We start from the raw sequence: 16,598 nt of genomic DNA on the forward strand, positions 1-16,598 counted from the left end.
AGCGCTACGCCCCAAGCTTACGGTCGTCATGCCCCGCGAAGGCGGGGCATCCAGTATGCTGCGGCCTATCGAATCATCACTGCATTCTCTGGAATACTGGATCACCCGCTTTCGCGGGTGATGACGAGCGAGGGCTATGCGCTTACAAATTCATCCCGCCGATACCCCTGCACATACAGCAGCGCAGTGAGATCGCCGTAGTCAATCCGTGCCGCCGCAGCCGCCGCCACCGCAGGCTTGGCATGATACGCCACGCCCAGCCCGGCGGCCTGGATCATGCCGAGATCGTTGGCGCCGTCGCCGGTCACCAGCGTGTCGATGTCGTCGAGGTCAAAACTCTCGGTCAGCTCGATCAGGGTCGAGAGCTTCATCGCGCGGCCGAGGATCGGTTCGCGAACTTCGCCTGTCAGTTTGCCATTGCTCACGAGAAGCTCATTGGCGCGGTTTTCCTGAAATCCGATCTTTTCGGCGACCGCATTGGTGAACAGCGTGAAGCCGCCCGAGATCAGGCAGGTATAGGCGCCATGGGCGCGCATGGTCATGACCAGCTCGCGGCCGCCCGGCGTCGGCGTGATGCGTTTTTGCAGGACTTCGTCGACAACGCTCACGGGCATGTCCTTGAGCAGCGCCACGCGCTCGCGCAGCGCCGGCTCGAACTCGATCTCGCCGCGCATCGCCCGTTCGGTGATGGCGGCGACATGCGCCTTCAGCCCGGCAAAGTCGGCCAGCTCGTCGATGCATTCCTGGCCGATCATGGTGGAATCCATGTCGGCGAGAAAAAGCTTTTTGCGCCGGAAGGCGGCGGGCTGTACCACGATGTCGATCGGCAGGTCGCCGCGCGCCGCGCGCAGGCGGGCTTCCACGGCCTTGATATCCTCGCTGCCGGTGAAGGGGATATCGACCGCGACCTCGTTGAACAGCCATTTGGCATTGCCTGGCGAGGGCAGCACGGCGAGCGCGCCGTCCACGATGGTGCTATCGAGGGCAGGGTTGGCGGGATTGCAGATGAGCGTGGCGACGAGGGACATGCAGGCGGGATCATCCGGTTTGAAGGCCGTGCTTATCGCAGGGCCGACCGCCAGCGGCAAGTCGGCGCTGGCGCTCGAACTGGCGCAAAAAGCCGGCGGAATCGTCATCAATACCGATTCCATGCAGGTCTATCGCGACCTGCGCATCATCACCGCACGGCCGACGCCGGATGAGGAGGCGCTGGCGCCGCACCGGCTCTACGGCCATGTCGATGCGTCCGTGAACTTTTCCGCCGGCGCCTGGGTGGCCGATGCGACAAAGGTGCTCGCTGAAGCGCGCGCGCAAAAACGGTTGCCGATTTTTATCGGCGGCTCCGGTCTCTATTTCAAGGCGCTGACGCGCGGACTGTCGGCGGTGCCGCCGATCCCCGCCGAGATACGCGAAAGCGTGCGCAACCGGTTGGAGCACGGCGGTGTGGAGGCGCTGCATGCCGAGCTCGCGCAACGCGATCCGGTCTCCGCCGAACGCCTGAAGCCACGCGACCGCACGCGCATCGCGCGCGCCCTGGAAGTCATCGAGGCCACCGGCCGCGCGCTGCCGGACTGGCACCGCGAAGGCCTGCCGCCGCTGCTGCCATCAGGGGAATTCTCCGCGCTGTTCCTCGCGCCCGAACGCGAACAACTCTATGCGCGGATCGACGCCCGCTTCGGCGTGATGCTGACATCAGGCGCCATCGAGGAGGTCGCCGCGCTGGCCAAACGGCAGCTTGACCCGCTGCTGCCGGCCATGAAGGCCCACGGCGTGCCGGCCCTGATCCGCTATTTGCGCGGCGAGATCGGTTTGGCCGAAGCGGCCGAAATCGGCCGCGCCGACACCCGCCATTACGCCAAACGACAGTTCACCTGGTTCAGGCACCAATTGCCGGAGTTTGAATGGGTGAAGCCGGAGGAGGCGAGGGGGTGGGTGATGGCCCAGACCTCATCCTGAGGAGCCGCGCAGCGGCGTCTCGAAGGATGGGCCGCGGGCGAGATGGGGGCCTTCATGGTTCGAGACGCCTGCTTCGCAGGCTCCTCACCATGAGGAACACAGAGCTGCCATGACGCCTTTTTGTGCCGTTGCAGCAATTTCGCACTCGCCGAATGCCGGAAAGCCCGCTAATCTGCCCAAATCGCGCCAGCAAACCGCCTTGCCTTGACTTTCAAAGGCATACGGCTATAACCCGCGCAACCTTTGGGAAGTCCGAGCGGCCAAATGCGTAACATTATTACCAAACTCGCCCTTATCGTCGTACCCAGGTGCACCGCCGGGGATGGCTAGGGCCATCCAAATTCTGGCGGTGCGCATGGGGCCTCTGGGGCCCTTTTTTATTTCCCGAAGTAAACAACCGAAAAGTCCGCGCAAACAGCGCATCCGGAGCAAGCCATGAGTGACAAGAGCCACGATCCGAACCAGATGACGGGAGCCGCGATGATCGTCCGCGCGCTGATCGATCACGGCGTGCAGCACCTCTTTGGCTATCCCGGCGGCGCGGTCCTTCCGATCTATGACGAGATCTTTCAGCAGAGCGAGGTCGAGCACATCCTGGTCCGCCACGAGCAGGGCGCCGGCCATGCTGCCGAAGGCTATGCGCGCTCCACCGGCAAGCCCGGCGTGGTGCTGGTGACGTCAGGCCCCGGCGCCACCAACATGGTGACGCCGCTGACCGATGCGCTGATGGATTCGATCCCCTTGGTCTGCATCACCGGACAAGTCCCCACTCATCTGATCGGCAACGACGCGTTCCAGGAATGCGACACCGTCGGCATCACACGGCCCTGCACCAAGCACAACTGGCTGGTGCGCGACGTCAACGATCTCGCCATGGTGCTGCACGAGGCGTTTTACGTCGCGACATCAGGCCGTCCCGGCCCCGTGCTGGTCGACGTGCCCAAGGACGTGCAGTTCGCCACCGGCACCTATCATCCGCCGCGCAAGTCGGACGTGCACGTCTCCTACACGCCGCGCGTCAAGGGCGATGCCGCGCAGATCCGCAAAGCCGTGTCGCTGCTGGCGAACGCCAAGCGGCCGGTGATCTACAGCGGCGGCGGCGTCATCAATTCGGGACGCGGAGCCTCGAAGCTGCTGCGTGATCTGGTCGAGGCGACCGGCTTTCCGATCACCTCGACGCTGATGGGCCTCGGCGCCTATCCGGCCTCGGGCAAGAACTGGCTCGGCATGCTCGGCATGCACGGCACGTATGAAGCCAACATGGCGATGCATGATTGCGACGTCATGCTGTGCGTCGGCGCGCGCTTCGACGACCGTATCACCGGCCGCGTCGATGCGTTCTCGCCCGCCTCGAAGAAGATCCACATCGACATCGATCCGTCGTCGATCAACAAGAACATCCGCGTCGACGTGCCGATCATCGGCGATGCCGGCAATATCCTGGGCGACATGCTTCAGGTGTTCAAGGCGGAGGCGAAGAAGCCGGACATCAAGTCGTGGTGGCAGCAGATCGCGATCTGGCGCGCCCGCAACTCGCTCTCCTACAAGAAGAGCAGGGACGTCATCCTGCCGCAGCAGGCGATCCAGACCCTGTTCGACGCCACGCGCGGGCATGACACCTACATCACGACCGAAGTCGGCCAACACCAGATGTGGGCTGCGCAGTTCTTCGGCTTCGAGGAACCGCACCGCTGGATGACCTCAGGCGGCCTCGGCACCATGGGCTATGGCCTCCCGGCGGCGCTGGGCGTGCAGGTCGCCCATCCCGACAGCCTGGTCATCGACATCGCGGGCGATGCCTCGGTGCAAATGACCATGCAGGAGATGTCGACGGCGGTTCAGTACGAGCTGCCGATAAAAATCTTCATCCTGAACAACCAGTACATGGGCATGGTGCGGCAATGGCAGCAATTGCTGCACGGCAACCGCCTGTCGCACTCCTATTCCGAAGCGCTGCCGGATTTCGTCAAGCTGGCGGAAGCCTATGGCGGCGTCGGCCTGCAAGCGACCAAGCCGTCCGACCTCGAAGGCGCGATCAAGGAGATGATCAAGGTCAAGCGTCCCGTGCTGTTCGACTGCCGCGTCGCCGCGCTGGAAAACTGTTTCCCGATGATCCCGTCCGGCAAGGCGCACAACGAGATGCTGTTGCCGGAGGAAGCCACCGATGAGGCCACCGCCACCGCCTTCGCCGGCGGCAAGGCGCTGGTGTGATGATGGAGACACATTCCGCCGTCATCGCCCGGCTTGACCGGGCGATCCAGTACGCCGCGGCCTCTCGATTGCTCCGCGGCGTCTCTGGAATACTGGATCCCCGCCTTCGCGGGGATGACGAGCGCAGCGTGCGGAAAGACTGATCGGAAGCAAGATGTTCGACCTCGCCGAGTTGGAGCGCGCACACACGATCGTCGGGGCAGCGATGCCGCCCACGCCGGCGCATGCCTGGCCGCTGCTGGCGCAGCGGCTCGGCGCCTCCGTCGTGGTCAAGCATGAGAACCACACGCCGATCGGCGCCTTCAAGGTGCGCGGCGGCCTGGTCTATCTCGAGCGGCTCAAGCGCGAGCAGCCGGATGTCCCCGGCATCATCTCGGCGACCCGCGGCAATCACGGCCAGAGCCTTGCCTTTGCGGCGAGCCGCTACGGCGTGCCGGCGCTGATCTATGTGCCGCACGGCAATTCGACCGAGAAGAACCGCGCGATGCAGGCGTTCGGCGCAAAGCTGGTCGAGCACGGCGAGGACTTTCAGGCCGCGCGCGAGGAATCGGTTCGCGAGGCGAAGCGGGCAGGGCTGCACATGGTGCCGTCGTTCCACCGCGACCTCGTGCTCGGCGTCGCCACCTACGCGCTCGAGCTGCTGCGCGCCGCGCCCGATCTCGACGTGCTCTATGTGCCGATCGGGCAGGGCTCCGGCATCTGCGGTTGCATCCTCGCGCGCGATCTCCTGGACCGGAAGACCGAGATCGTCGGCGTGCAGTCGACCGAAGCGCCGGCCTATGCGCTGTCCTTTGCCTCGGGCACGCTGGTGAAGACCAACAGCAGCGATACCCGCGCCGACGGCCTTGCGACCCGCGTTCCCGACGAGGAGGCGCTTGCCATCATCCGCAAGGGCGCTTCCCGCATCGTGCAGGTGACTGACGACGAGATCGCCGCGGCGATGCGCGTCTACTGGACCGACACGCACAACCTCGCCGAAGGCGCCGGCGCCGCCGCGCTCGCGGCCGCGCTGCAAGACAAGGCCAAGCTCGCGGGCAAGCGCGTCGGCCTGATCCTGAGCGGCGGCAATATCGATTTCGATCTGTTCCGGAAATGGGTCATGCCGGAAGCGGCTCCGATGCAGAAGATCGCGGTGTAAGGATGGCGCATCCCGCGCAGCAAACACTGACGTCATCGTCCGGCTTGACCGGACGATCCAGTACGCCGCGGCTTATCGGTTCCATCGCAACTGCTCTGGAATACTGGATCCCCGCTTTCGCGGGGATGACGAGACGAACGAGAGATTGACAGGGACGACAATGAACCAGCCGGCATCCGCCTATTTCCTCGAGGACCGCCACGATCCGAACGAGACCCATACGCTCTCGATCCTCGTGCAGAACGAGCCCGGCGTGCTCGCCCGCGTGATCGGTCTGTTCTCGGGCCGCGGTTACAACATCGACAGCCTCACCGTCTCGGAGACCGAGAGCCAGAAACACCTCTCGCGCATCACCATCGTGACGACTGGAACGCCGATGGTCATCGAGCAAATAAAACACCAGCTCGACCGCATGATCCCGGTCTACCGCGTCGTTGACATGACGCTGACCGGCCGCTCGATCGAGCGCGAGCTCGCGATGGTGAAGGTGCGCGGCGCCGGCGACCACCGCGTGGAGGCGCTGCGGCTGGCGGACGCGTTCCGAGCCCGCGTCATCGACGCCACGACCGAAAGTTTTGTGTTCGAGATCACAGGCAACACCGCAAAAATCAATCAATTTATCGACCTGATGCGCCCGCTCGGCCTTGTCGAGGTGTCGCGCACCGGCGTCGCAGCGATCGGCCGCGGGCCCGAAGGGATGTAGCAACATGCTGGCGCGCGACTGGTACTACACACAAAGACGGCGGCTGGGTCTCGATTCCGCGGTCGCCTCGATCTACGACCGGCACGACGACAGCGACCTGCGCGCCCGTGCGGCGCTGAAGATGCTCGGCGTGCAGCGCGGCTGGCGCGTCGCCGATATCGGCTGCGGCAACGGCGTGCTCGCTACCGAGGCTGCGCTGATCGGCGCCGAGGTCGACGCAATAGATATCTCGCCGGCGATGCTCGCGCTCGCCGATATCTATGCCCGCGACCGCAAGGCTGTCGTGCGCACCCAGCCCGCGGGCCTGCTCAGCTTTGCCTACGAGCCGAATTCCTATGACCTGATCGTCAGCGAGTTCACGCTGCATCACCTGCCGGACTTCTGGAAGGCGGTGGCGCTGTCGCGGATCTACAATGCGCTCAAGCCCGGCGCGAATTTCTACCTGCGCGACATCGTGTTCGTCTCGATGCCCGACGGCACCGAGCGAGACGTCGAGGGCTGGGCCGATTTCTCGATCAAGAACCACGATTTCGACCGCGACAGCGTCGTCACCCACATGCGCGACGAGTATTCCACCTTCGGCTGGGTGATCGAGCGCATGCTGACAGACGTCGGCTTCCAGATCGTCTCGGTCGATTACCACGCCCCGCTGCACGGCACCTACCTCCTGCGCAAACCTAAGGCCGGCGAACAAAGCTAACCAACGAGAGCCACAAAAGGGCCAGGAAAATGAAGCCGGCCGACGTCTTCATCGCCGTCCTTGTCGCGGTGATCTGGGGCCTTGCGTTCGTCGCAAGCCGCATCGCGCTCGACGAGTTTTCGCCGGAGCTGATGACGACGCTGCGTTTTGCCATCGCCGCGATCCCCTGTCTTTTCCTGCGCCGGCCCGACGTGGCGTGGCCGGTGCTGGTGGCCATCAGTTTCGCGCTGTTCCTCGGTCAGTTCCTGGCGCAGGCCTTTGCCATTGCCCATGGGGTGCCGGTCGGCCTCACCAGCGTGATCGTGCAGAGTCAGGTGCTGTTCACCATCGCCTTCGCCGCCGTGTTGTTCAGCGAGCGGCCGACCCGAACGCAGACGATCGGTATCGGCATCGCCACGGTTGGGCTGCTGATGATCTGCGGCACCGTCGGTTATGATTTCAGCGTCGGGGCCTTTGCCGTGCTGATGATCTCGCCCGTCAGCTTTGCGGTCGGCAATCTGCTGCTCCGTCGCGCGCAGGACGTGCGGATGTTCGATCTGTTCGCCTGGCTATGCCTTGCCGCCGGCGTCCCGCTGTTTGCGCTGACGCTTCTCAGCAACGGGCCGCAGCCGACCTGGCACGCGTTGACGCACATGTCGCTGATGGGCCTTGCCTGCATGCTGTTCCTCGGCGGCGTCTCCACCAGCATCGCTTATTGGCTGTGGGGCCGGCTGCTGCGGGATTATCCGGCGGCGCAGGTGGTGCCGTTCGCGCTGCTGGTGCCGTTCGTCGGCTCCGCCGCATCGAGCATTGTCTTCGGCGAAACCTTCGGCCCGCTTCGCCTGGCCGGCATGGTCACTGTGATCGGCGGCATTGCCGTCATGTGGCTGGCAAGGCGCCCGCAGGCGCTGCCCAAAATCGCGTGAGGGTTCGGATGTCGCAATCGCTGTTCGTCGCCTTTGTCATGTTCGCCACGGTGATGTTCTTCACGCCGGGGCCGAACAACATCATGCTGCTGTCTTCGGGCCTCACTTACGGCTTCCGCCGCTCCATCCCGCATATCGCGGGTATCACCGTCGGCTTCGCCTTCATGGTCGGCGCGGTCGGCGTTGGGCTAGGTGCCGTCTTCATCGCCTATCCGATCCTGCAAACCATCCTGAAATATGCCGGGGTCGCCTATCTGATCTATCTCGCCGCCAACATCGCCATGTCCGAGCCGCACGGGCCTGACGAGGAGGGCGGCGGCCGCGGCCGGCCCATGACCTTCTGGGGCGCGGCGATGTTCCAGTGGGTCAATGCCAAGGGCTGGGTGATGGTGATCGGCACCATCACGGCCTATGCGGCGATCGCCGCCTTCCCGCTCAACATCGTGATCCAGGTCGTGATCAGCCTGATCCTGGGCGCTTTTTCTTGCGTGACCTGGGCGCTGTTCGGCACCGCGCTGCGGCCGATCCTGAGCTCGCGCCGGGCGGTGCGCGCCTTCAACATCGTGATGGCGCTGCTGCTGCTCGCCTCCCTCTATCCCGTCTTCATGGACGCATGATGCCGCAGTCCGCCATGCAGAAACGGGTTTCCCACAGCGCGAAAAATGCTCTAGACAACGCCGGAAATTTCCGGGCGACCGGCGGGTCCCATCCAGCTAACAGCCTGATTAACCGGCCGATTTTGGCCATCCACCCGAGGAAACGACTATGCGTGTTTATTACGATCGCGACGCCGACCTGAACCTGATCAAGGGCAAGAAGGTCGCCATCGTCGGCTACGGCAGCCAGGGCCACGCCCATGCGCTGAACCTGAAGGACTCCGGCGTCAAGGAAGTGGCCATCGCGCTGCGCAAGGGCTCGGCCTCGGCCAAGAAGGCTGAGAATGCCGGCTTCAAGGTGCTCGAAGTCGCCGAAGCCGCCAAATGGGCCGACCTCGTGATGATGCTCACGCCCGACGAATTGCAGGGCGACATCTACCGCGAGCACCTGCACGACAACATGAAGAAGGGCGCAGCCCTGGTGTTCGCCCACGGCCTCAACGTCCACTTCAACCTGCTCGACCCGCGCGCCGACCTCGACGTGCTGATGATCGCCCCGAAGGGTCCGGGCCACACCGTGCGCTCGGAATATCAGCGCGGCGGCGGCGTGCCCTGCCTGATCGCGATCGCCAAGGACGTCTCCGGCAACGCCCATGACCTCGGCCTGTCCTATGCCTCGGCGATCGGCGGCGGCCGCGCCGGCATCATCGAGACGACTTTCAAGGAAGAGTGCGAGACCGACCTGTTCGGCGAGCAGGTGGTGCTCTGCGGCGGCCTGGTCGAATTGATCAAGGGCGGTTACGAGACCCTGGTCGAGGCTGGCTACGCCCCCGAGATGGCCTATTTCGAGTGCCTGCACGAGGTGAAGCTGATCGTCGACCTGATCTATGAAGGCGGCATCGCCAACATGAACTACTCGATCTCCAACACCGCCGAATATGGCGAATACGTCACCGGCCCGCGCATCGTCACCGACGAGACCAAGAAGGAGATGCGCAAGGTGCTGGCCGACATCCAGTCCGGCAAGTTCGCCCGCGACTGGATGCTGGAGAACAAGGTCAACCAGACCTCGTTCAAGGCGACGCGTGCCAAGCTCGCCGCGCATCCGATCGAGCAGGTCGGCGAGAAGCTGCGCGACATGATGCCGTGGATCAAGAAGGGCGCGCTGGTCGACAAGACGAAGAACTGAGGGGTCGGGGGCTTTCATCCTTCGAGACGCACGCTTGCGCGTGCTCCTCAGGATGAGGTCAGGCAGCGTCTCGTGACGACGTCAGACCCTCATGGTGAGGAGCGCGGCAACGCCGCGCGTCTCGAACCAGAGGCCCGATGCTGCAACACGAAATCTTAAGCCTTGAACGGCATAGTCCCGGCGAGATCGCGCGAGCGGTCTCGCCGTTGACACTTCAACCAGACTCTTCGCCAAGCGCCGTCGAGCAAAGTTTCCGGCCAGGAACGAAGAACTGAGAGTTCAATCACATTCTTGGTGCAGCATGTTTCGAGTGGTTTCTCGAAGCGAAAAAGATTCGCGATTTCAGAATCAAGGCGCCATTGCTTAATCCGTATTCTCGCGCGCGGATTCCCAAGAAAATGAGATGGAGCGCGTCTCGATCGCCAAAGGCTGAGAGCTCAACCACATTCTTCAGCAGACGCGTCACGCCGCGTTGATGCGGGTGTCCTGCTTCTCGATCCGGTTGTGCAACTGCCAGAAGCGGATGGTGCGCTGCGCGGTCTCCCGCGACAGCCGGCTGTAGTCGAGGTTCGCCTGCCAGATCGACTTTTCGCCGATCGGCTGCGGGAACGGCCGGTGACGCAGGATGGTCTCGACCGTCATCCAGTCGAGGCCGGCCGATTTGCAGGGAATGAGGACGAGGTCCGAACGCGGGCCCTCGAGCACGCGTGCCATCAGATCGGTCGGCACGTCATTGAGGGCCGCCAGCGCGGCGGCGACTTCCTCGAATTTCCCTGAGCCGACGAATTTGACGATGGCGGCGTCGTCGAGCTCGTTCAGGTCCTTCAGCAGCTTGACGAGCTGCTCGGCGAGGCTGAAATCCCGCGGCGGCGGCATCGGCGCTTCCTGGGCAATGTCGTCCAGCACCTGCCGGATTTGCGCCTGAATGGTCCGCGGGGCGATGGCGAGCAGGCGGTCGCGGACGGCATCCTTGGCGCGCCGCAGCAGATCGCGCAGGAACCTCATCGGCAGGTCGATGCGCAGGCCGAGGATCTCGACCAGTTCGTCGTCGCTGTCGGCATGGGCGACCATGCCGGAATAGCCGGCCTCGGAGAATTTTGCGCTGGCGTTGTTGGCGAGCTTGCGGATCACCTTTCCTTCGCCGCGGTCGACGATGACGTCGGTCACGGCCTCCGGCAGGTCGGCGCGCGCCGAGATCGCCATCAAATGGTCCTGCCCCTTGGTGCTGGCGATCCTGACCAGCGCATCGGTGCCGAGCCGGCTGGAATGGGTCAAGACTTCGCCGGCGACCTCGATCTCGTCGTCGGAAGCCAGCGTTTCGATGATTTCGAACGGCGCGTAGTCGATCGGCGCCAGCCGCCTGCTGAGCTCGGCCCGCGCGCGCGTCTCGACCCGCGCGATCAACAGGCACAGCACGTCGTCGAAGACCTTGACCTGGTCCTCGCTGAGACGCTCGCCGTCATGCAGGAAAAGGTCGGTCACGCGCCGCAGGGTCGCGACTCGCTTGGCGGGAGAGCCGCCATTTACCGCATCTTCCAGTTCGCCGATGATCGATTGCGCTGGCTGTTGCACCATCGTGGGCAGCCCGTCGGTTGTTGCCTGTTGGCGGAACCATCGCCGCCGCACCGTTACATCAGGGTTAAGCCGGGGTGCCGTAGAAATACAGGACAGCAGCCTTCTGCAACCTAAGGCTAACGATGTGTTGGTGCCGCCGGCGCAATGCGCGATAAATCGCGCGCCATTTGACGCGGTATCAAGGCCGGGTGCCGCCTGTCCGGGCCCCCTGTTCCGGGCAATCCGCTCTTGCACCGCCATTCTGCTATGCTGACATAAAGCCGGAACAGAGGGGGAAGCGACCATGAAATCCATCGTCGTCACCGGCGCGTCCACCGGCATCGGCTGGGCCACCGCCAAACTGCTGGTTGATCGCGGCTTTCGCGTGTTCGGCAGCGTCCGCAAGCAGGCCGACGCCGACCGCCTGAAAGGCGAACTCGGCGCCAGTTTCACACCTCTATTGTTCGATGTCACCGATGAGCCGGCCGTGCTGGCGGCCGCCCGCGACGTGCGCGCGGCGCTGAATGGCGAAAAGCTCGCCGGGCTCGTCAACAATGCCGGCATCGCGGTGGCAGGACCCGTGCTCGGGTTGTCGGCGGACGAATTCCGCCGCCAGATGGACGTCAACGTGATCGGTCCGATCATCGCGACGCAGGCCTTTGGCCCGCTGCTCGGCGCCGATACCTCGCTCAAGGGGGCACCGGGGCGGATCGTGATGATCTCCTCGGTCGCCGGCCAGAACGGCAATCCGTTGACCGCGGCCTATGCTGCATCGAAACACGCCATCGAGGGGCTGTCGGAGAGCCTGCGCCGCGAACTGATGCTGTTCGGCATCGACGTCATCATCGTCGCGCCCGGCGCTGTGAAGACGCCGATCTGGAGCAAGGCCGAGGAGCTCGACATCGCCCCCTACAGGAATTCACCCTACTTCCCGGCGCTGGAGCGAATGCGCGCCTTCATGCTTCAGCTTGGCGCCAACGGCCTGCCGCCGGAGCGGATCGCGGAAACGGTCTTCGCGGCCCTGACCCTGCCGCGCCCAAAGGTGCGCTACTCCATCGTGCCCGATCCGGTGCGGATCAGCATGATGAAGACGCTGCCCAAGCGCGTGGTGGACAAGATCATCGCCAAACGCGTTGGCCTGCTGCCGCCGGCATGACGATCGGCAAGAGCAGGGCGGAGTTGACCGAGCTGGCAAATGCGGCGCTTCGCAGCGAGCCAGGCTGCGAAACCGCGCGGGTGGTCGATCTGCAGGCGCTGCCCGGTGCAGCAGCGGGGGCCGGGCGCAACTGGGAGATTCCGAACGTCGCCCTCGGCGACAGCCTGATCAGCGACGTCGACCGCGCCGTCATCACGGTGCATCGGCGGCTCGGCCGGCAGTTTCATCTGGTCGGCGACGACTAACGCTAGTTCGCCTGCGCCGTCCTCGGCGCACCCTTCTGCGCCATGCTGATCATGCGCAGCGCGAACACCGCCACCAGCGGGATCAGGAACAGCGCATAGAGCGGCATGTCGGGAATCCTTTTTCCGAACGGCACCATGAACTGGAACAGCAGGTAATAGCCGCCGACGAGGTGCAGCGCCCGCCAGGCGCGCGGGCCGATCGCGGCCGCGGTGCGGTCGAACGAGGTCGCGGCCATCGCAATGATGAAGGCATAGCCGATGCCGCCGAAGATGTAGGAGGCCGCCGAGGTCGCCGCCGAATAACCGACCGGATCCATCGCCGCAAAGCAGCCGATCGCGATGGCATGCAGGCCGTGCGAGGCCGCAAAGGTGACGCCGAGATAGCGGCGGTTGCGGCGCTGCCATCTCGTCCACCCATTGGGCCACAGCCGCGCCAGCGCGGCGGCGGAGAAGGCGAGGCAGAAGAACAGCAGCGAGGTGCGCGCCGTGAAGCGGATCACCATTCGCACGCCCTCGACCTCGAACTGCCGCATCGCGGCGATCCAGATGCAGAGCGCTGCTAACGTCAGGCTGAGTACCCAGAACAGCCGCCAGTTCTCGAACCAGCCTTGCCGATGCGATGTCATATCGTCCTCCCTGCCTATGTAATCATCAGTTACATAGCAGGGTAGCGTTTGGGTCAATTGTGTAATCGATGCTTACATTCACAAGCCGGTGATGCTAGACAGGTGCGAAATGCGCCCCTCAGCCAAACGTTTGCCCGCAAAGCCGCGCCGCCCGGCGGCCCGCCGCGCGCCAACTCAAAAGCCCTATCACCACGGCGATCTGCGCCGGGTGCTGATCGACGCGGCGTTGCAACTGGTCGGCGAGGGCGGTCCGGATGGTCTAAGCGTGCGCGAGGCCGCGCGCCGCGCGGGCGTCTCGCCGGGGGCGCCGTTCCGGCATTTTCCGAGCCGGGAAGCGCTGATGACCGCGGTGGCCGAAGAGGCGCAGCGGCGCTTTCGTGCCGAAATCGAGGCCGCTCTCACGGAGGCGCCGGCGGACGATCCGCTTGCGCGATTCCGCCACCTCGGCCTTGCCTATCTGCGCTGGGCGATGCGCAATCCGACCCATTTCGAGATCCTCTCCAGCCGCCGCTTTTTCGATCACGACAAATCCGTGCAGGTCTCGCGCGACAATAACGAACTGATCGACCTGACCGGACGCACGCTGGCGGAAGCCTTTGCGAAGGGACAATTGCGCGTCACCGACCTGAAGCAGGTGCAGATCGCCGGCCGCGCGCTGGTCTACGGCTTTGCCCGCATGAATATCGACGGCCATTTCCCGCGCTGGGGCGTCAACGATGCGGAAGCCGAACGCACGGCGGAGGCGGTCCTCGATCTTTTTATTGCCGGAATTGCCCAGCGCTAAGGCAGGCTCTGGTTCCCTCCACGGAACGCGCGGACGGATTGACGCGGGAACGATGGCGAAGCCGCCGGCGTTGCTCCGGCATGCAGTCAGTCGGCTGCGTTACGAGGGAACGCGCAGCATGGTCAGGGAAGGTCCGCCGCAACCTGCTCCGCCGCCGAAAGAGCCATATCCGGCCGAGAAAGCGCGCGGGGGCGAGATCATCCTCAACACGCCGCTGCGCCGATGGGTGTTCATCGGCGGCCTCGTCGGCGCGATCGTATTGGTGCTGTTCCTGAGTCTGGTTCGCTGGGCGGCCTGAGATCATTGAGCGGAGGTTGCCATGAAGCCAGTTACCGTTGTGGCGCTGGTCCTGATCCTTGGAGTTTTTCTTGGAGGTTTTCTTGGAGGTTCTCTTGGAGGTTCCGCCGTCGCGCAACCTGCAAAGGGCCCCGCGTTCTATGTGGTGCTGAATTCGCTGACCAGGCAATGCACGGTCGTCGATCAGACGCCCAAGGCCGACACGCCCAACATCACGGTGGCGAGCGACACCATCTATCCGACGCGCGCCGAGGCCGAGAACGCCATCAAGACGCTGAAGCCTTGCAATCCCTAACCTTGCAATCCGTAAACCTAACGAACCGGGAATTCGACATGGATGATCGTCAGAAGGAAAACTCGACCCGTACCACCGCGATCGCCGCCATCATCGCGGCCGTGGCGTTGCTCTTCGTCGTCCTCATCTGGGGGCCGGGGCGGGTGAACCATGTTGAGATCAACCCCGGCCCAAGCGGCACGCCGGGATCCACGGCCAAGAATACCGCGCCGCCGCCGGCCGAAAGCCCGTCGGGCGGCAGCACGACCGGGACGGCGCGCTGACCGCCGGCGTGTTCCGACTTTAGGCGTAGGTCGAAATTTACCGAGCCGAGCGGCGGCTCGGTAAATTCATTGCGCGTTCATGACGTTTCCAATACGGTTTTGTGACACGCTGTGAAAACCGGCTAGCCGCGTGCGCCTCCTGGCCTTCGCCAGCCCAGGTTTTCGATTGTGCCGGGTGTGTTGCGTCCTGCCTATGGCGCCCGCGCCGAAATCCCGCCCGTCTTCAACCGCCGCCGTCAGCGGCGTCGCGGCCATCGGCATTGGCTGCGTCGCCGCGCTGCATCTTGGCGCGCTCTATGCGCTGTTCACCACCGAATACGGGCCGTTCGCGATTACCCTGGCGCTGCTTGCCTGGCTGTTCGCCAATTGTCTCGTGCTGGTATTCCTGCCGCGCCCCGGCATCGCGGCCGCGCTGTCGCTGATCCTGACCGTCACGCTGATCGCATTTTCGCGCTTCAAATTCGACATCCTCCAGCTTTCGGTCACCTTCCTCGACTTCCTGATCATCGACCGCGACACGTTTTCATTCCTGCTGTCGGTGTTTCCCCGGCTGAAGATGCCGCTGCTGATCGCCGCGGTTGCTGCCGTGCCCGCGCTGTGGGTGATCTGGCGCACCGATCCGTTCCGCATCAGCCGCAAAATCTCGTTCGCGCTGCTGGTATTCGCCACCGCCGCGATCTCGCTCATGGCGATCGCGAAACCGGAGCAGCCGTGGGAGCCGTTCCAGGGCGTCAACCACATCTCCAGCCTCGCTCGATCAGGCGTGGTCGCGGTGTCGCATCTGACGTCGACCGGCTGGATCGAGGCCGACCCGCCGGCGCAGCCCTCGCTTCCCCTGGCGCGCGGCGCGCACGCCGCCACCAGCACGCTCGCGCCGCCGACGGATTGCGATACCACGGTCAAGCGCCCGCACGTCATCATGCTGCTGGATGAGTCCAGCTTCGATGTCCGTACCGCGCCCGGCATCAAGGTGCCGGCCGACTATGCCGGCTTCTTCAAGTCCTTTGACGGCAAGCAGCGCACCTTTGTCGCGGAGGCGACGGGCGGACCGACCTGGTACACCGAGTTCAGCGTCGTGACCGGCCTGTCGGCGCGCTCGTTCGGCGACTTGAAATTCTACGTCACGCGCATCGCCGCCGGACGGGTGACGCGCGGATTGCCGGCCGCCCTCCAGCACTGCGGCTACAAGACCGTTTCGCTCTATCCGACCTATGGCGATTTCCTCAGCGCCCGCACGTTCCAGAAGGCGACCGGCGTGGAAGATTTCATCGACATGGCCGCGATGGGCGTGAACGAGGACATGCAGCCCGACAGTTTCTACTACGACCAGGCGCTGAAAGTGTTCGAGCGCGAGGCGCCCTCGCGCGCGCCGGTCTTCATGTTCCTGTATCTGACGGCCAATCATTTCCCGTGGACCGACGTCTACCGGCCCGAGCTGACGCCGGACTGGAAGGCGCCGGGCAATACCGCCGACATCGACGAATATATCCGCCGGCAATCCATGACCGCGCAGGACTACGGAAAATTCGTCGCGCGCCTCAAGCAGGATTATCCCGACGAGCAGTTCCTGATCGTGCGCTTCGGCGATCATCAGCCCGCGATCTCGCAAAAGATGATCGAGCCCGGCATCGACCGCGCCACGCTGGCAAAGCGCCTGATGACGTCGGACCCGCGCTATTTTTCCACCTATTACGCCATCGACACCGTCAACTTCACGCCCCGCGACCTCTCGTCGGCGCTGGACAAGCTAGATGCTTCCTACCTGCCGATCGTGATCCAGGATGCCGCCGGCGTGCCGCTCGATCCCACCTTCGCCGAGCAGAAAAAGATCATGCTCCGCTGTAGCGGCGTGTTCTACACCTGCAACAAGGGTGCCGAGGCGCGGCGCTTCAACCGCCTGCTGATCGATGCAGGATTGATCAAGGGGCTCTGACGGTTACCACCGTCATTGCGAGCGAAGAGAAGCAATCCATAGCGCGG

Annotated in this window: 18 protein-coding genes; 15 read left to right on the forward strand and 3 right to left on the reverse strand. The window is 64.3% G+C overall.

Annotated elements, in window-relative coordinates; all coding sequences use genetic code 11:
- Window positions 1-134 precede the first annotated feature (134 nt).
- On the reverse strand, window positions 135-1,028 hold the full coding sequence (gene serB, locus JQ628_RS27825) for a phosphoserine phosphatase SerB (protein ID WP_212227684.1): 894 nt from the start codon (window positions 1,026-1,028) through the stop codon (window positions 135-137).
- Here serB and miaA point away from each other — a divergent pair.
- The 8 genes from miaA to ilvC all read left to right on the forward strand — a co-directional run bounded on the left by miaA (window position 1,006) and on the right by ilvC (window position 9,398).
- Complete coding sequence (gene miaA, locus JQ628_RS27830; RefSeq protein WP_249128519.1) at window positions 1,006-1,956, forward strand: tRNA (adenosine(37)-N6)-dimethylallyltransferase MiaA; 951 nt, start codon at window positions 1,006-1,008, stop codon at window positions 1,954-1,956. The two genes, serB and miaA, sit on opposite strands and share 23 nt — an antisense overlap.
- A 435-nt stretch (window positions 1,957-2,391) precedes the next feature.
- Window positions 2,392-4,167: an acetolactate synthase 3 large subunit gene (locus tag JQ628_RS27835; protein WP_212227686.1), complete on the forward strand. Its 1,776-nt coding sequence runs from the start codon at window positions 2,392-2,394 to the stop codon at window positions 4,165-4,167.
- Window positions 4,168-4,321: 154 nt separating this feature from the next.
- Window positions 4,322-5,305 carry a threonine dehydratase gene (locus JQ628_RS27840; RefSeq protein ID WP_212227688.1) on the forward strand — a complete coding sequence of 328 codons (984 nt, stop codon included), beginning with the start codon at window positions 4,322-4,324 and terminating at the stop codon, window positions 5,303-5,305.
- Window positions 5,306-5,465: 160 nt separating this feature from the next.
- On the forward strand, window positions 5,466-6,008 hold the full coding sequence (gene ilvN / locus JQ628_RS27845) for an acetolactate synthase small subunit (RefSeq protein WP_212227703.1): 543 nt from the start codon (window positions 5,466-5,468) through the stop codon (window positions 6,006-6,008).
- A gap of 4 nt (window positions 6,009-6,012) precedes the next feature.
- On the forward strand, window positions 6,013-6,708 hold the full coding sequence (locus JQ628_RS27850; RefSeq protein ID WP_212227705.1) for a class I SAM-dependent methyltransferase: 696 nt from the start codon (window positions 6,013-6,015) through the stop codon (window positions 6,706-6,708).
- A gap of 29 nt (window positions 6,709-6,737) precedes the next feature.
- Entirely contained in the window at window positions 6,738-7,613 is an 876-nt protein-coding gene (locus JQ628_RS27855) for an EamA family transporter (RefSeq protein ID WP_212227718.1), read from the forward strand.
- Window positions 7,614-7,621: 8 nt separating this feature from the next.
- Complete coding sequence (locus JQ628_RS27860; RefSeq protein WP_212227720.1) at window positions 7,622-8,230, forward strand: LysE family translocator; 609 nt, start codon at window positions 7,622-7,624, stop codon at window positions 8,228-8,230.
- A gap of 148 nt (window positions 8,231-8,378) precedes the next feature.
- Window positions 8,379-9,398 carry a ketol-acid reductoisomerase gene (ilvC, locus tag JQ628_RS27865; protein WP_212227722.1) on the forward strand — a complete coding sequence of 340 codons (1,020 nt, stop codon included), beginning with the start codon at window positions 8,379-8,381 and terminating at the stop codon, window positions 9,396-9,398.
- Between the two features lie 462 nt (window positions 9,399-9,860).
- On the opposite strand, the gene JQ628_RS27870 is transcribed toward ilvC, so the two are convergent.
- Window positions 9,861-10,973 carry a DUF2336 domain-containing protein gene (locus tag JQ628_RS27870; protein WP_212227724.1) on the reverse strand — a complete coding sequence of 371 codons (1,113 nt, stop codon included), beginning with the start codon at window positions 10,971-10,973 and terminating at the stop codon, window positions 9,861-9,863.
- Window positions 10,974-11,256: 283 nt separating this feature from the next.
- Between JQ628_RS27870 and JQ628_RS27875 the strand changes: the two genes are divergently transcribed.
- Window positions 11,257-12,108 (forward strand): SDR family oxidoreductase, encoded by an 852-nt coding sequence (locus JQ628_RS27875; protein WP_212227726.1) that lies wholly within the window; start codon window positions 11,257-11,259, stop codon window positions 12,106-12,108.
- Window positions 12,105-12,353 carry a hypothetical protein gene (locus tag JQ628_RS27880; protein WP_212227728.1) on the forward strand — a complete coding sequence of 83 codons (249 nt, stop codon included), beginning with the start codon at window positions 12,105-12,107 and terminating at the stop codon, window positions 12,351-12,353. The genes JQ628_RS27875 and JQ628_RS27880 overlap by 4 nt, the downstream gene beginning before the upstream one ends.
- A gap of 2 nt (window positions 12,354-12,355) precedes the next feature.
- Here JQ628_RS27880 and JQ628_RS27885 read toward each other — a convergent pair whose 3' ends face one another.
- Window positions 12,356-12,979: a ferric reductase-like transmembrane domain-containing protein gene (locus JQ628_RS27885; RefSeq protein ID WP_212227730.1), complete on the reverse strand. Its 624-nt coding sequence runs from the start codon at window positions 12,977-12,979 to the stop codon at window positions 12,356-12,358.
- A gap of 109 nt (window positions 12,980-13,088) precedes the next feature.
- Here JQ628_RS27885 and JQ628_RS27890 point away from each other — a divergent pair, with 109 nt between their 5' ends.
- The 5 genes from JQ628_RS27890 (at window position 13,089) to JQ628_RS27910 (ending at window position 16,551) form a co-directional block, all read left to right on the forward strand.
- A complete protein-coding gene (locus tag JQ628_RS27890) occupies window positions 13,089-13,763 on the forward strand; it encodes a TetR/AcrR family transcriptional regulator (protein ID WP_212227732.1) in 675 nt (224 codons plus the stop codon).
- Window positions 13,764-13,881: 118 nt separating this feature from the next.
- On the forward strand, window positions 13,882-14,061 hold the full coding sequence (locus tag JQ628_RS27895; RefSeq protein ID WP_212227734.1) for a peptide ABC transporter permease: 180 nt from the start codon (window positions 13,882-13,884) through the stop codon (window positions 14,059-14,061).
- A gap of 21 nt (window positions 14,062-14,082) precedes the next feature.
- Window positions 14,083-14,355 (forward strand): hypothetical protein, encoded by a 273-nt coding sequence (locus tag JQ628_RS27900; protein WP_212227736.1) that lies wholly within the window; start codon window positions 14,083-14,085, stop codon window positions 14,353-14,355.
- A gap of 38 nt (window positions 14,356-14,393) precedes the next feature.
- Window positions 14,394-14,618 carry a hypothetical protein gene (locus JQ628_RS27905; protein ID WP_212227738.1) on the forward strand — a complete coding sequence of 75 codons (225 nt, stop codon included), beginning with the start codon at window positions 14,394-14,396 and terminating at the stop codon, window positions 14,616-14,618.
- A 193-nt stretch (window positions 14,619-14,811) separates the two neighbouring features.
- On the forward strand, window positions 14,812-16,551 hold the full coding sequence (locus tag JQ628_RS27910; RefSeq protein ID WP_212227740.1) for a sulfatase-like hydrolase/transferase: 1,740 nt from the start codon (window positions 14,812-14,814) through the stop codon (window positions 16,549-16,551).
- The last annotated feature ends 47 nt before the right edge of the window (window positions 16,552-16,598 follow it).

The organism is Bradyrhizobium lablabi, from assembly GCF_018129385.1.
In the GTDB taxonomy this organism is placed as follows: domain Bacteria; phylum Pseudomonadota; class Alphaproteobacteria; order Rhizobiales; family Xanthobacteraceae; genus Bradyrhizobium; species Bradyrhizobium lablabi_C.

What these genes read in the sequence shown, in the direction of transcription:
- miaA (WP_249128519.1), top strand. Translation starts at nt 1,006, where the DNA reads ATGAGCGTGGCGACGAGGGACATGCAGGCGGGATCATCCGGTTTGAAG.
- serB (WP_212227684.1), bottom strand. Translation starts at nt 1,028, where the DNA reads ATGTCCCTCGTCGCCACGCTCATCTGCAATCCCGCCAACCCTGCCCTC.
- JQ628_RS27835 (WP_212227686.1), top strand. Translation starts at nt 2,392, where the DNA reads ATGAGTGACAAGAGCCACGATCCGAACCAGATGACGGGAGCCGCGATG.
- JQ628_RS27840 (WP_212227688.1), top strand. Translation starts at nt 4,322, where the DNA reads ATGTTCGACCTCGCCGAGTTGGAGCGCGCACACACGATCGTCGGGGCA.
- ilvN (WP_212227703.1), top strand. Translation starts at nt 5,466, where the DNA reads ATGAACCAGCCGGCATCCGCCTATTTCCTCGAGGACCGCCACGATCCG.
- JQ628_RS27850 (WP_212227705.1), top strand. Translation starts at nt 6,013, where the DNA reads ATGCTGGCGCGCGACTGGTACTACACACAAAGACGGCGGCTGGGTCTC.
- JQ628_RS27855 (WP_212227718.1), top strand. Translation starts at nt 6,738, where the DNA reads ATGAAGCCGGCCGACGTCTTCATCGCCGTCCTTGTCGCGGTGATCTGG.
- JQ628_RS27860 (WP_212227720.1), top strand. Translation starts at nt 7,622, where the DNA reads ATGTCGCAATCGCTGTTCGTCGCCTTTGTCATGTTCGCCACGGTGATG.
- ilvC (WP_212227722.1), top strand. Translation starts at nt 8,379, where the DNA reads ATGCGTGTTTATTACGATCGCGACGCCGACCTGAACCTGATCAAGGGC.
- JQ628_RS27870 (WP_212227724.1), bottom strand. Translation starts at nt 10,973, where the DNA reads ATGGTGCAACAGCCAGCGCAATCGATCATCGGCGAACTGGAAGATGCG.
- JQ628_RS27875 (WP_212227726.1), top strand. Translation starts at nt 11,257, where the DNA reads ATGAAATCCATCGTCGTCACCGGCGCGTCCACCGGCATCGGCTGGGCC.
- JQ628_RS27880 (WP_212227728.1), top strand. Translation starts at nt 12,105, where the DNA reads ATGACGATCGGCAAGAGCAGGGCGGAGTTGACCGAGCTGGCAAATGCG.
- JQ628_RS27885 (WP_212227730.1), bottom strand. Translation starts at nt 12,979, where the DNA reads ATGACATCGCATCGGCAAGGCTGGTTCGAGAACTGGCGGCTGTTCTGG.
- JQ628_RS27890 (WP_212227732.1), top strand. Translation starts at nt 13,089, where the DNA reads ATGCGCCCCTCAGCCAAACGTTTGCCCGCAAAGCCGCGCCGCCCGGCG.
- JQ628_RS27895 (WP_212227734.1), top strand. Translation starts at nt 13,882, where the DNA reads ATGGTCAGGGAAGGTCCGCCGCAACCTGCTCCGCCGCCGAAAGAGCCA.
- JQ628_RS27900 (WP_212227736.1), top strand. Translation starts at nt 14,083, where the DNA reads ATGAAGCCAGTTACCGTTGTGGCGCTGGTCCTGATCCTTGGAGTTTTT.
- JQ628_RS27905 (WP_212227738.1), top strand. Translation starts at nt 14,394, where the DNA reads ATGGATGATCGTCAGAAGGAAAACTCGACCCGTACCACCGCGATCGCC.
- JQ628_RS27910 (WP_212227740.1), top strand. Translation starts at nt 14,812, where the DNA reads ATGGCGCCCGCGCCGAAATCCCGCCCGTCTTCAACCGCCGCCGTCAGC.